Source organism: Corynebacterium auriscanis (assembly GCF_030408435.1).
Taxonomy (GTDB): Bacteria; Actinomycetota; Actinomycetes; order Mycobacteriales; family Mycobacteriaceae; genus Corynebacterium; species Corynebacterium auriscanis.
This window is the reverse complement of the sequence record NZ_CP047046.1, coordinates 444,592-458,712: the sequence shown is the minus strand read 5'-3', so window position 1 is coordinate 458,712 and position 14,121 is coordinate 444,592. Positions and strand designations below refer to the sequence as shown.

Annotated in this window: 12 protein-coding genes and 1 pseudogene; all 13 read right to left on the bottom strand. The window is 59.6% G+C overall.

Translation table 11 applies throughout. The features are described from left to right. Window positions 1–22: 22 nt before the first annotated feature. Complete coding sequence (locus CAURIC_RS01870) at window positions 23–1,675, bottom strand: sodium:solute symporter family protein (RefSeq protein ID WP_035114569.1); 1,653 nt, start codon at window positions 1,673–1,675, stop codon at window positions 23–25. Between the two features lie 176 nt (window positions 1,676–1,851). Further along, on the bottom strand, window positions 1,852–2,823 hold the full coding sequence (locus tag CAURIC_RS01865) for an aldose epimerase family protein (RefSeq protein WP_290183133.1): 972 nt from the start codon (window positions 2,821–2,823) through the stop codon (window positions 1,852–1,854). A gap of 20 nt (window positions 2,824–2,843) precedes the next feature. Next, a complete protein-coding gene (panC, locus tag CAURIC_RS01860; RefSeq protein ID WP_035114571.1) occupies window positions 2,844–3,761 on the bottom strand; it encodes a pantoate--beta-alanine ligase in 918 nt (305 codons plus the stop codon). Between the two features lie 32 nt (window positions 3,762–3,793). Next, a pseudogene (locus CAURIC_RS01855) lies at window positions 3,794–4,714 on the bottom strand (DUF2520 domain-containing protein); the annotation flags it as partial. A gap of 28 nt (window positions 4,715–4,742) precedes the next feature. Beyond that, entirely contained in the window at window positions 4,743–5,888 is a 1,146-nt protein-coding gene (locus CAURIC_RS01850) for a DUF6779 domain-containing protein (RefSeq protein WP_052095038.1), read from the bottom strand. A gap of 41 nt (window positions 5,889–5,929) precedes the next feature. After that, window positions 5,930–6,418: a DUF3180 domain-containing protein gene (locus CAURIC_RS01845; protein WP_035114573.1), complete on the bottom strand. Its 489-nt coding sequence runs from the start codon at window positions 6,416–6,418 to the stop codon at window positions 5,930–5,932. A 165-nt stretch (window positions 6,419–6,583) separates the two neighbouring features. Next, a complete protein-coding gene (folK, locus tag CAURIC_RS01840) occupies window positions 6,584–7,324 on the bottom strand; it encodes a 2-amino-4-hydroxy-6-hydroxymethyldihydropteridine diphosphokinase (RefSeq protein ID WP_290183127.1) in 741 nt (246 codons plus the stop codon). Continuing rightward, window positions 7,317–7,703: a dihydroneopterin aldolase gene (gene folB / locus CAURIC_RS01835; protein WP_070434858.1), complete on the bottom strand. Its 387-nt coding sequence runs from the start codon at window positions 7,701–7,703 to the stop codon at window positions 7,317–7,319. Before folB ends, folK begins: the two co-directional genes overlap by 8 nt. Beyond that, window positions 7,696–8,640, bottom strand: a complete 945-nt coding sequence (gene folP / locus CAURIC_RS01830) for a dihydropteroate synthase (RefSeq protein WP_084588176.1) — start codon at window positions 8,638–8,640, stop codon at window positions 7,696–7,698. Before folP ends, folB begins: the two co-directional genes overlap by 8 nt. 44 nt (window positions 8,641–8,684) lie before the next feature. After that, entirely contained in the window at window positions 8,685–9,311 is a 627-nt protein-coding gene (folE, locus tag CAURIC_RS01825; RefSeq protein WP_052095039.1) for a GTP cyclohydrolase I FolE, read from the bottom strand. Beyond that, entirely contained in the window at window positions 9,298–12,033 is a 2,736-nt protein-coding gene (gene ftsH, locus CAURIC_RS01820) for an ATP-dependent zinc metalloprotease FtsH (RefSeq protein ID WP_035114578.1), read from the bottom strand. The genes folE and ftsH overlap by 14 nt, the downstream gene beginning before the upstream one ends. Before the next feature lie 127 nt (window positions 12,034–12,160). After that, window positions 12,161–12,751, bottom strand: coding sequence for a hypoxanthine phosphoribosyltransferase (gene hpt, locus CAURIC_RS01815; RefSeq protein WP_035114697.1), 591 nt, complete (start codon window positions 12,749–12,751; stop codon window positions 12,161–12,163). A 226-nt stretch (window positions 12,752–12,977) separates the two neighbouring features. After that, window positions 12,978–14,108: a tRNA lysidine(34) synthetase TilS gene (tilS, locus tag CAURIC_RS01810; RefSeq protein ID WP_035114579.1), complete on the bottom strand. Its 1,131-nt coding sequence runs from the start codon at window positions 14,106–14,108 to the stop codon at window positions 12,978–12,980. Window positions 14,109–14,121: the final 13 nt, after the last annotated feature.

Below are 14,121 nucleotides of genomic sequence, written 5' to 3'. Positions count from 1 at the left end.
TCCTCCTTTTTTTGCTCGAGGTCTAGGCGAAGATCACGTTGAGGCCGAGGGCTAAGATAAGGCACAAAATGCCCAGTGGCACGGTGCGGCGATACCAAGGCAGCGATGCTTCTGCCTCATCCATGAGGTGTTCCTTCGGGGTAACGGATTTAACGAAACCAACCAACTCGCTATCCGGCTTGGGCTTGGTGACCAAAGAGACGATAACGGAGGCGACGATGTCCACTACGAATGCGAGAGACGCAGCAACGAATGCAGTGCCCTGCCCCGGTAGGTTGAAGAAGCTGATGTCGGTACCGCCGAAGCTGGCGATGGCCCAGTAGACAATCGCTGAGGTCGTACCCAGAACCAAGCCAACCCAACCCGCGGTTGGAGTCATTCGCTTCCAGAACATACCCAGGATGAAGGTTGCAAACAGTGGGGCGTTGAAGAATCCAAATAGCGTTTGCAGGTAATCCATGACATTGCCGAAGTTGTTCGCCAGCAAAGCGGTGAAAACGGCGATGGCGGTGGCGGCGATGGTAGCAATGCGGCCAATACGCAAGTAGTAGCTATCGTCGCGATCCTTCTTCACGTAGGTTTGCCACAGGTCGTAACTAAACACGGTGTTGAACGCGGAGATATTGGCAGCCATGCCAGCCATGAACGCAGCCAACAAACCAGCCAGCGCCACACCCAGCAGGCCATTCGGCAGCATGTCGCGCATGAGGTACAACATCGCATCGTTGGGCTGCGCCGAACCGTCAACCAGTGGGGTCACGGTCGCACCAGCGATCATGCCGGGAATAACCACGATGAAGGGAACGAACATCTTGGGGAACGCGCCAATAATGGGAGTCTTGCGGGCTGCTGATAGAGAATCGGCGGCCATAGAACGCTGAACTTCAACGAAGTTGGTGGTCCAGTATCCAAAGGAGAGTACGAAGCCGAGGCCGAAGGTAAGTCCAATGACGGAAACCACTGGGTTGTCGAATCCGGAGATCTCCGTGCCAGGCCAGGTGTGGAAGTGGTTGGGGTCAACAACCTTTTCCTTCAGCCCGTTCCAGCCACCCACATTGTGCAAACCGATAAGGGTCAGCGGCAGTAGTGCGGCGACGATAATGAAGAACTGCAAAACCTCGTTGTAGATTGCGGCAGACAAACCACCCAAGGTGATGTAGCTGAGGACGATGACGGCAGCGATGACCAGCGTGATCCATAGGGGCCAGCCAAGCAGGGAGTTCACGACCTTGGCCAGCAACAGCAGGTTAATACCTGCGATCAACAACTGCGCGACGGCAAAGGACAGTGCGTTGACCAGGTGGGCACCGTTTCCAAAGCGCCGGCGCATGAACTCTGGCACGGAGCGGACTTTGGAGCCGTAGTAAAACGGCATCATCACGATGCCGAGGAACACCATGGCTGGAATCGCACCGATCCAGAAGTAGTGCATCGTTTCGAAACCGTATTGCACGCCGTTGGCGGACATGCCCACGATTTCCACGGCACCCAGGTTGGCCGAAATGAAAGCCAGTCCCGTTACCCATGCGGGCAAAGACCGGCCGGAGAGGAAGAAGTCGATGGAGCTGGAAACTCGCGATTTCGCGGCCCATCCAATTCCGAGGACAAAAGCGAAGTAGAGCGCCACCAGTGTGTAGTCCACCCAGGAAGCGTCAAGGCGCAGCCCTTCCGTCATGGTCGGGCACCTCCTTATTGTGATCGGGGGTTAGACCGGGCATTCCCCGGGCTTGTTCGATTAAGAACTGTTTAACGAAATATTAAACCCGGGGGAACTGTTTTCCCTAACGCGATATTTTCCGGCTCGCCTTCTATCAACCCCGCAGCGACAACCCCGCAACGACAACCGCGCTACTACAACCCGATGGCCTTAACCCCCACACCAAAGGTCCTGGATTGCCCCGGTTCTAACCAGACCAAGCCGCGCCCGGAGCGCAACGCATCCGCCGGGCACGTCATGGGTTCCACAGCGACCGCCCTTCCCACCTCAGGAAATCCTTCCCCGTTAACTGGATCCGCCACATACACTTGGTACCAGCCAAACTCTCCGCTGCTTTCCATCTGCACGCCCTCTCCGTGCTCAGTCAACAGCTTTACGGTGCTACCTTGTTGCACCTCTCCCTCGTTAATTTCACCATCTGCCCGCACCCCGAAGCAGTGATCCATCTGCACTCCTGCTAGTGGCATACCACTGCCTAGATCCCAGACCTCGGGGATCGGCACGTCCACTCCGCACGGCACCATTTTCTGCGGATCCAAGGGCACACACGTACGCACCGACTGTATCTGCAGATGGCACTCATCCAGTGGTGCTCCCAGTGCGCTGAGGTACGGGTGCCACCCCAGCCCAAATGGTTGCCGCTGTGTCCCTAAATTCCGGGCGCACCATTCCACTCGCAGCCCCGAATCCGCCCGCAGTGTCCATGTTGCACTTACTTCAAGCTGCCATGGCCATCCTTGCTCGGTCCCCACTTGGGTACGCAGGCGAACGCACTGTTCCACTTCGTGGACCTCTTTTTTATCCGACGCCCCCTCGCGCCCCATTACCTCCCATTCCACGGTGTTACACACTCCGTGGATTGCGTTGTTGCGTGGGGGTTCATTGATGGGGAGGGAGTACACCTGCCCATCAACTGCGAACACACCGTCTGAGGTACGGTTCGGCCAGGGCGCGAGGACTTGGCCAGCGCTCAACGGAGCAGGTGCGCCTTCGGGGTAGGTCTGCACCAAAGGCCGGCTGCGGTGCCACAGGCCCCGCAGTCCCCCGCCTTTGAGGTCGATGCTTGCGTGGTATTTACCTGCGGAGAGTTCCACGGTAGAGCTCATTTCAATCCCCTCGACTGTTACTACTGCTCGTCCAACCCTTTAAAGCCCGTGCCCAGCGGAACACCCACATTGTCGATCAAGCGCGTGGTGCCCACCCGGGCGGCCACTAACAGGCGTGCAGGGCCTTCGACAGGCGCGGCACCCAAATCCAACCCCTTCAACTCCAGGTAATCGATCTCAATGTCCGGCTTGGCGTCGAAAATGGAACGAGCGGTAGCCAAGACCTCGTCAGCTCCGCGGTCGGCGACGAAGGAACCGGCGGTCAAGGCGGCGGATAGGGTGAGGGCGAGTTCGCGTTCGGTTTCCGAAAGGTAGATGTTGCGCGAAGACAGTGCCAGGCCGTCGGCTTCGCGAACGATCGGCACGCCATGAACTTGAACCTGCATGTTGAGGTCCGTGACCATCTGTTGGATAAGGATGAGCTGCTGGTAGTCCTTCTCTCCGAAGAACGCATGATCGCAGTTCGTGATAGTGAAAAGCTTATTGACTACCGTGAGCACGCCAGCAAAGTGCGTGGGGCGGTGCTCGCCTTCGAGGATACGGCCAGCCTCACCCGGATGGATGGTTGTCCGAGGCCCATTCGGATACATCTCGCGCGGGCTGGGTGCGAAGACGGCATCCACGCCCGCGGCCTTCAGTTTCTCCACGTCGGCATCCAACGTGCGCGGGTAGGAATCTAGGTCCTCTCCTTCGGCGAACTGCAGCGGATTAACGAAGATAGAGACGATGACAGTCACACCCGGAATGGTTTGAGCCGCCTTCACCAATGACAAGTGCCCCTCGTGCAACGCGCCCATCGTGGGGACCAAGGCCACTGGGCGGCCGGCTTTACGCATCGCGCGGGTCAACTGGGAGATCTGGCTCACCTCGGTAAAAACGCGGGCCTGGCCGGGGGTGAAAGACTGAGTGGAAGTGGAATCGCTGTCTTGGCTAGTCATGGTCTTCTAGAGTAGTCCACGACGACCCGCACCTAACCCCGCCGTATCCGGTAATCGCTGAGTACGCGCTCGATCTCCACCGCACCCGTCATCTGCGCTGTCCGCTCGCTCATCGCGATGTACGGATCCAACCCCACGCCCAACTCATCCAATGCCGCCACATGACGTAGCACCGCGGGCGCATCCTCACGGGCCACTGGGCCGGTCAGCCCCTCCAGCCTGCGATCCAGCGCATTATCCACCGCCGCATGCACCAACTTTCGCAGCAACAATGCAGAATCTGGGTTCTGCAACGGCGGCAGGCTCGACCCCACACCCCGTTCACCGGCACCTGCTTGCCCCGAATCAAGGACGTAATCGAGCATCCGCAGGGCGTCGGAAATCAAAGCCACCGAATGATTAGCCGCGTGAGCCATCGCAGCATGATAAGCCGAACGGTGGTGTTCTGGGATGACCACCGGCACACCGCCCAGCGTATGAACCAACAGCTCCGCGACGGCATACCCTTGCTCTGAATCGGCCGTCACTCCCCATCCACAACCATGCAGCCGATCGGTATCCTCCGCCGCGCCCGTAAACGTCATCGCCGGATGCAGCGCGAGTGGCAGCGCGCCGGTATCCGTCACCGGCTGCAGCACCTCACACCCCAGCGCGCCACTGGTATGCATTACCATCTGCCCAGCTTGGGTGTACTGGGCGACCTCGGCAATCACCTCCGGCAGCTGCGGATCCGGCACCGCCAACACCACGAGGGCGGCATGGGCCGCCTGCTCTACCTGCACAATGGGGACGTTGGGCATTCTTTTTGACGCCCTGGTGCGCGACGAATCCGATCGGGCCACGGCACCGTGCACGTGATGACCGGAGCGGAGGAAGGCCTCCCCCACTGCCGTGCCCACTGCCCCAGCCGAGATGATCCCCACGGTGAGTTGGGGTTGTTCCATGGTGCTGCGTTTGTCCTCAGTTACGGCTCGTTATTGTTTAACGCTGCTTGTTCTTGGCGCGCTGCAGTAGTTCCGCAACAGTCAAGCCACCCTCATCTGCGCGACGCCGGCCCGGGCGGTAGCCTGCATCCTCTGCGCCCGCTGGAGGATTCGCGCCGGGGGTGTCCTGCTGGGGAGCAGCATCGTTGTTGGCGACCTTGGAGGCGCTGGAAACGTTAGACGCGTTGGCAGAACCAGCCCTGAAGCTTGGCATCTGTGCGCTATTAGAAGGGCCAGCATGCGCAGGGCGGTGGTTCGGATCGTGACTGCCCACGCGATCAGAAGCGTGCGTAGCGTGCCCAACGGAGCCAGTGCGGTCCTCTTCAGCCTTCGGATTCATCGTCGAAGTATCGACCACCAGCGGGATCTGTGCAGTTGCTTCCGTATCCTGCCCTGTCCACTTCACCGCAGCGAAGGAACCGGTTGAGAATCCGCCCGAATTACGCCGTTGGTGCTGTGCCTGCGGGGGCTCCTGCTGCGCCGCATTCTGCCCTGCCTGCTGAAAACGACCTTGCTGCGACTGAGCCGACTGAGGTCGGGCTGTCTGGGGTTCGGCTGCTCGGGGATCGGCTGGGCGAGCCTGGCGCGAGCCACGGTTTTCCAACTCCACAATGCGCTCCGCACGCGCGCGAACCGCACGCGGACCATTGTCGGCCAAGTCACCGGCGCCCATTCCCTCCAGTTGGTTACGCAGATTCTCCACCTCTGCACGCAGCAGTTCAATCTGCTCGTCCCGAGTGGCCTTTGCGCGTTGCGCAAAATCACTTTCCGCCCGCGCCAATTCCTCGCGTGCCCGGGACTTTTCCCGCTCCAGCTCCGCACGGTGCTCGCCCTCGCGCAGCGAACGTTGCTCGCGCTCATTCTTCAACGCGCTGGAGTAACGAACCACCAGGAAAACCCCAATGAAGGCCGCCCACAGCGCCGCCAGGATGGCAATCTTCATCCATCCCTCGGAGTCGGTCATGACCGTCACCACACTCGCAATCAACGCGAGCACCACCAGTCCGATCATCAAAACCTTGGACAGGCCACCTTCAGAAGATGAAGAAGGCGCCGACTGGTCTTTCTCCAAACCGTAGCCGTTATCGGACCCCGGAGAACGGTGCCTATGAGGGCGTTCGTTGGACTGTGGCTGGAAACTCATGAGGCCAACTCTACCCAACGAAAGGCGCTAAGACACGTAGACTAGGCCGCGCCTTCCGCACTGGTGCACGCGCCGTCTGCTGGTGGAGCCTCACACGCTCGCTCCAAACGAACACCGGCCACGGCCCCTGCCAACGCACCGACGAATCCTGCCGCTACCCCGGGCATATCCGCCTGCGCAGCGGAAAGATTCCCCGCCTGCGGAATGATGTACGCCCCCATCCCCACGTATAACCCTGCCAGCAGCGCACCAATCCACGCCAAAGCCTTGCCATATAGCATCCAACTAGCCACCGTGGTGGGCTGCATCTGGGAACGGTCAAACCCCACCCCGCCGTCGTCGATGCGTTTTTTCACTGCCCCGGCGGCCACCCAAGCCACACCCGCCATGACAAACAACAGCACCGCGCTGGTCAGCTTGATCGGGGGAAAGCTGCCATAGAAACTCAGAGTAGTCACACCAGCAATCAAGGCTGCGATCACACCGACCCACACCAAGCTGCTGACTTTAATCCTCTGAATCTCGTTCACGCTTTCCCACTCTACTCGCCGGGTGTGCGGGGTTATTTTTCTCTCTGTGTACCCGCCACCCCGCAGCGTTCGAACCCCAGTTCCCGCAGAGTGCGACTCACTGGTCTTCTTTCTTTACCGACGCCACCCCGCAGCGTTCGAACCCCAGTTCCTACAGAGTGCGACTCACTGGTCTTCTTTCTTTACCGACGCCACGCTCGTCCCCCACACTGATTCATCCACTGGAACCACTCCTGTTTTTTCTTGGGGATCCACCAAATCCAACCACTGGGCCACCGTCTTGATGCCATTCTGCGCGGGTACGACACACCACGGTTTTCCTGCACTTGGCAAATCCAGCCATGGAATCAAGACAAAGGCACGCTGGTGCGCATAGGGATGCGGCAAAATCAGTTCATCCCCCCACTGCCCTGCGGACATGAGGGGCTCGTGGGCGTCGGTAAATAAAGCCAAAAGATCCACGTCAAGGGTGCGCGGCCCCCAGCGAACCTCGCGACGACGATCGGCAGCACGCTCAATGGACTGGCAATGATGCAGCAACTCGAGGGGTGACAGGCGGGTGCGCACGCTGACCGTGGCGTTACGGAATTCCTCCTGGCTCACGCCACCCCAAGGGGGTGTGGCAAACAAACGCGAAGCTTCCGCCAACTGCACGTCCGGATGTGCGCACAACAACTCTATTGCGCGGGCAAGCTGGTGCGCGGGACTTGGGGTGTCACCGGAGACATTGCTGCCGAGGGACAGCACCGCGAAGCTGCTGTGCCGGCTGCGGGGCCACCCACGCTGTTCGCTACTGGCTTCACGCGCGACGGGGACTGCCGAGGCGCCACCCGCTATGGGTTCGCTCGTGCCGCCGTGGTTGCTACCTGCCTCACCCACACCGGAAAACACAGGTCCGCTACCCACGGGACTTTGCGTTGCGGCGGGCCACTACGCGTACATCGGAAAACGGGTACTCAATCGGCGCTTGTGGCTTATGCACCGTAACCTCAACTGCATGCACACCGGCGATGTCATTGATGCGGTCGGCGATGCGCGAAGCGAGCGTCTCGATCAGATCGTGACCAGCGCCTTTAGAGCCCGCAGACTGAACCTCCTCTACCGCGATATCGGCCAGGTCCACGTAGGAAATCGTATCGGCCAACTCATCGGAATGAGCTGCAGCGCCGAAATCCGTCCACACGACAATGTCGATGAGGAACTTCTGGCCCTGTGTTTTTTCATGATCGAAAACTCCGTGATAGCCGTAGGCCTCCAGCCCGATCAGTTCAATGCGATCAGCCACGCTTGGCCCTCCATTCCTCGGCCACCTGCGGGCCGTCACCAGTGCGCGCCGCGTGGATCACATCCACCGCAGCCTTCGATGGAGCTACATTATGCACTCGCACCGCCCACGCGCCAGCCATGGCCGACAAGCTCGTCACCGCAGCGGTTGCATCGTCCGCCGATTCCGGGGTGCCAGGGTTCCCGTCAGCACCGGGGCGCAATGCAGTGAGGAAGCGCTTGCGGCTAGCCCCCACGAGGACCGGAAACCCCAGATCAACGATGCGATCCAATCCGCGCAACAACTGCCAGTTATCGCGCGGGCTTTTTGCAAACCCAATTCCGGGGTCCAGATAGATCTTCGTTTTATCGACGCCACGCCTCTCCGCTTCTTCCACCCGCGATAGCAGCCACGTGGAAACCTCGGTGACGATATCCGTGCCGTGATCACGGTAGCCTTCTGCCCCAACGCGAGCAGATGCACCACCCCATTCTTTATCCCAATGCATGAGGATCACAGGGCAGCCAAAATCCGCACATACCGACAGCATGTCGGGGTCTGCGAGGCCACCCGACACATCGTTGATATACGTAGCCCCAGCTTCGAGTGCCATGCGGGCAGTCGATGCACGCATAGTATCGATGCTGGTAGCGAAAGGACGGCTGGGGGATTCCTGGGCGAGCTCCGCGAGCTCGCGAACAACTGGAACCACCCGAGCGGCCTCCGTTTCAGGAGACACGCGGGTGGCGCCGGGGCGGGTGGATTCACCACCAATATCGATGATCTCCGCCCCGGCCAAGAGCATCGCGCGAGCATTGCGCACCGCTGTGCCGGTATCCGGGTTGGATCCACCGTCAGAAAACGAATCCTCCGTGACGTTGAGAATGCCCATGACCTTCGTCGGGGAAAGCCAGCGCGCGACGGAGAATGGGGATGGGGTCAGCCGGGCGTCGGACATAAAAGACCTTTCGTGCAATCGAAAGTGTAAGCGAAAAACCTGTACTACCTGCCGCGTTGGATCAACGCCATGGCCTCAGCACGCGAGCTGGCATTGGTACGGAACCCGCCGCGGACTGCGGAAGTAACCGTGTTAGCACCAGGTTTGCGGATACCGCGCATGGCCATGCACAAGTGCTCGGCCTCGATGACAACGATGACGGCGGTGGCCTCCAGACGTTCCATGAGCGCGTCAGCAACCTGCGAAGTAAGGCGTTCCTGGACTTGCGGACGCTTACCCAGGCCGTCTATCAAGCGCGCTAACTTGGACAGGCCCGTGACCTTGCCGGACTGGCCAGGGATGTAGCCGATATGAGCATGACCGAAGAACGGAACCAGGTGGTGCTCGCACGTGGAATAGAACGGGATATCGCGAACGAGGACCAGCTCGCGGTGATCCTCACTGAAAGTCTTATTGAGTACCTCAGTTGGATCGGTATACAACCCTGCGAAAATCTCCTCATAGGCGCGTGCCACGCGCGCGGGAGTATCTTTGAGCCCCTCTCGATCCGGATTCTCACCTACGGCGAATAGCAGTTCACGAACCGCGGCTTCCGCACGCTCACGGTCAAAGGTGGGAAACGAATTGCCCGTATCGTCAGTATCAATCGGCTGCGGACTATCGCTCACCATCGATCCCCTTTCCATATGGGTTTTGCTGTGGTTCGTGCGGGGCGTCCGGGCGGTGGTGACGGCCGCCATCGGAATCCTCCTCGCCCGGAAGGTCCAGTGGGTACTGGCCTAGTCCGGGGTGCGCCGGGCGATTGGGCTCAGCTGGGGTGGAATCAGCTTCTGCATTGTGGTTAGGGTTTTCACGGTTGCCATCATTTTCGTGGTCACCGTGGCTGTCCTGGTTACGGCGGTTAAGAATACTTTTATCCTGTGCATCACCAGTCCCCTGCACACGGGGGATGACGTTCGTGGCCTGTGCATCGTGATTATCAAATGGCGTCTGAGGCTTCACGGGTTTTTCTTCTGGCCACGGGTTGTCCGGCTGCTCATGGTCAGGCAAGCGGAATCCACGCATCTGCTCCGCTGGGATGCTTACTCCTCCGGTGTTGTTCTGCTGCCCCTGAGGTCCCTGCGGTCCTTGCGGTCCTTGTGGCCCCTGTGGGAATTGAGGTCCTTGAGGGAACTGACCGTACTGGCCATTGTTGATACCTGGCTGGTCCTGTTGTGGCTGCCACCGCTGACCCGGTTGCCCCTGTTGTGGCTGCCATTGCTGATCAGATTGCCCCTGCTGTGGCTGCCATTGCTGACCCGGTTGGCCCTGCTGCAACCCCTCTGGAGCAACTGGCACGGCATTGCCCCCCTGTTCCTGCTGACGTAACTGCTCTTCCTGTGCCTTGCGACGGCGCTCCATCCGGGCTCGGCGCGCTGCAGAGAAGAAGTCGTTACGCTTCGGGGGTTCTTCGCCACGCTCTTTCGCTAGCTCAGCGGGAGTCTTCACTGGGACACGGAAGTCCTTTGGACGATCCACATCTTGACCGGGGAATACATCAGCAACCTCGCGGGGTTCAATGCCCTCGAAGATGGCCTCCAGATCCGGACGGCGAAGAGTTTCCTTTTCCAGCAGCTTCGCAGCCAGCTTATCTAGGTACTCACGGTGTTCACGCAGAACTTCGTAGGCAATTTGCTGCGCCTTGTCCATCAGCATGCGCACTTCGTTATCGATCTGCGCAGCTACGTCCTCAGAAGGCAGGCTGCTACCCTGCCCGCCACCGCGATTACTGAACGGATCGCCGTCATTTTGGCCGTACTTCACGGCCCCCACTCGTGGGGACATGCCGTATTCCGTCACCATGGCGCGGGCAGTGTTGGAAGCCATCTCAATATCGGCGGACGCGCCCGTGGTTGGATTACCAAACACCAGCTCCTCCGCGGCACGGCCACCCATCGCGAATACCAAACGAGCGAACAACTCCGAACGGTTGTACATGCCCTTATCGTCTTCGCTGGCGGTCATGGCATGACCACCAGTCCTACCACGGGCGAGGATCGTCACCTTGTACACACGGTCGATATCCTTCATCGCCCATGCAGCCAGGGTGTGGCCACCCTCGTGGTAAGCGGTGACCTTCTTTTCATGCTCACTAATGATCGTGGAGCTACGGCGTGGGCCACCCACCACACGGTCCGTGGCTTCTTCCAGCGCATCCGGAGTGATGACGTTGCCATCCACCCGAGCAGTCAACAGCGCTGCTTCGTTAAGCACATTCTCCAAATCCGCACCGGACATTCCAGCTGTGCGCTTCGCCAGGGAACGCAAATCCACATCTGGAGCCAACGGCTTGCCCTTGGCGTGTACACGCAAGATCTGCTCACGGCCGTTCAGATCCGGGTTAGTAACCGGAATCTGGCGATCGAAGCGCCCTGGGCGCAGCAATGCGGGATCCAAGATATCAGGGCGGTTGGTCGCGGCCATGAGGATCACACCCTCGCGATCGCCGAAGCCGTCCATCTCCACCAGCAGCTGGTTGAGCGTCTGCTCACGCTCATCGTGGCCACCGCCCATGCCCGAGCCACGCTGACGACCGACGGCGTCGATCTCATCGACAAAGATGATGCACGGCGAGTTCTCCTTCGCCTGCTGGAACAAATCGCGCACACGGGAGGCACCCACACCCACGAACATTTCCACGAAGTCCGAACCGGAAATGGTGTAGAACGGCACCCCGGCCTCACCAGCTACGGCGCGGGCCAACAAAGTCTTACCCGTACCCGGAGGACCGTACAACAGCACACCACGCGGGATCTTCGCGCCGAGTTTTTCGTAACGAGTGGGATCAGACAAGAAATCACGGATCTCGTCCAGTTCTTCCACGGCCTCATCGGCGCCGGCAACATCGTCGAAAGTGGTATCTGGGTTGTCCTTATTAAGCTGCTTCGCTTTCGACTTACCAAAGCCCAGTGCGCCCATTGGGCCACCACTGCCCTGCATGCGGGAGAATAGGAACATCAGTAGGCCGAATACCAGCAATAACGGCAGAACCATCATTGCCAAAGACCCCAGGAAGCTATCTTGGGTGACCTTGGTGTCGAACTTCTCCGGTTGGGATTCCTCAACGGACTTGTAGATCTCGGGCGCGGTACGGGCTGGGTAGCTGGCGATCAGCTTCTCAACGCCGTCTTTACCTTCGACGTTGATCGGCTTTTTCAGCTTCAGCTGAACTTCCTGCTCCCGATCGTTAATCTGCGCCTCGGCAACGTTTTTGTCCTTCAGCTGCTGGACAGCGATAGATGTTTCTACCTTGCTGAATCCACGCGTGGAATCGGTGAGCACACCGAACAGGTAGATCACAATGAGGACTGTCGCCACTAAGCCGGCAATCCGCAAAACCTTTTTCTTTTCCATATTTCCTGTCAGGGGTTCTTTCGATAATCAGCCCGAATACCTGGGCTAGTCGTGTGTCGTGCGCAGCGAGGGGCGTCGTAAAAAAGTTCGCTACCCCAGCCGGGGCCTGCGCACAGGGCCTAAATTGCTACGAGTTCGTTTGGTACACACTGGGGCGCAACGTGCCAACAAAAGGGATGTCCCGGTAACGCTCAGCGAAATCCAGTCCGTACCCAACCACGAATTCGTTCGGGATGTCGAACCCAACGTCTTCGAGTTCAATGTTCACTTTCACGGCCTCCGGTTTACGCAGCAACGTCACCACCCCCAGGGACTTCGGGCGGCGGTTGGCCAGGTTCTTCAGCAGCCAAGACAAGGTCAAGCCCGAGTCGATAATGTCCTCAACGATCAGCACATTGCGGCCTTCGATATCGCGGTCCAAGTCCTTGAGGATGCGCACCACTCCCGACGAGCTAGTGGAGTTCCCGTAGGAGGATACCGCCATGAACTCCTGCTGGCTGGGGATATCGAGTGCGCGTGCGAAATCGGTGATGAAGTACACCGCGCCCTTGAGCACGCAGATCAGCACGAGGTCTTCTTCCACGTCTCGGTAGCGTTCGGAGCATGCCTTCGCCATTTCTGCAATGCGGTTGTGAAGGGTTTCTTCGTCGATGAGAACACTTTCCAAGTCATCGCCATAGGCATTTGCTGGAACGTTAGAATTCTTCTCGTTGTGCATGTCAGTGCGCATCCCTAAGTTCATTGTGGTTTCATTGCGTTTTTAATTGTCGAAAGCCGGGGAGGCTGTGGCCCTCACGTGCTTCGCCCACCTGTTGCGGTGCTGGGCCGCTACGGTCGTGGCTCTGCTGCGGTGCTGGGTCTGCTGGGGTGTTGGGCCAAAACCCTGACCCAAGCGATGGGTCCACGTTCTTCGTCCAACACGTCCAACAACCCCGCCTACTGTTTCATTCTCGTCGACGCGGAATGGCACAGTAGCGCAGCTCACCGTCGGTCCGTTGAACAGCCAACCGGTGGGTTCGGCGCATGTCGCCTATTCTATGCGAGTGTCCCGTCTCCCCCGCATTCTCGGGCAGATCCGCTAACACTTCTACGTGCCACTGTAGGGAATTGTCAGCCGTCCACGGAATCGCGGTCGGTTGTTGCCCCTTCCAATGCACAACGAGGTTGTCGATCGCACCGAGATGCGCACTCGTTAGCGGTCCCGCCACGTCCGCCAGCCATAGTTTGTAGATCCGACTGCGTAGGGCCACCGGCAGGCTGGCCAGCTTTTCGCAGTTCAGCCGGGTTTCCTGGGGTTCTTTTTTATTCGACGCCCTGCTGACAACCGTCCCCATTTCCCTGCGGGCAATCGCCCTCAGTGCATCGGAATCGGCCCGAAATTGGCGCGCGCTACGCGCTAAAGCATCCGGGGCGTGTTCCCCCACAATGCTTTCTATCTGCGGCATCAGCTGGTGGCGAACACGGGACCGCAAGTATTTTTCGTAGCGGTTGTGCGGATCTTCCCACCACGTTAAACCTGCTTCCTGGCACGCGTGTTCCGTGGCTTTGCGGTCGCACGTTAGAAACGGTCGCCCAAGCCACCTCGCCCCAGCGGTGACTACGGGGTGATCCTCAGTGACCGCACGCATTCCCGCCACGGAGTCCAACCCCGAACCCCGGGCGAGGGAAACTAGGACCCCTTCGGCGTCATCACTGGCGGTGTGGGCCACCAGAACGGGTGCTCCCGCAGCCGCACTTCCCAGCGCCCGATACCGCGCTGCGCGGGCTTCGGCTTCATCATCGGCGGCGCACTGCACCGCAATTGTGCGCGCGGATGTGGCCCCAACGTTTCGGGCTTGCTGGCAGGCCCGTTCCGATACAAGATCGGAGCCGTCCTGTAATCCATGATCAACGCTGACGGCATGTACTTCCAACCCCGCGTTAACAGCCGTGACCAGCAGTGCCAGCGAATCGGCGCCCCCAGATAGTCCCACGATTACCGGCCCATCTAGGTAGTGAGCGAGGTGGGGGAAGTCCGTGCGCACAATGTTCATCCACTGACGGAAAGCCGTCCGTACGCTCGGGATGTTAGGCATTACGGCAAACCCC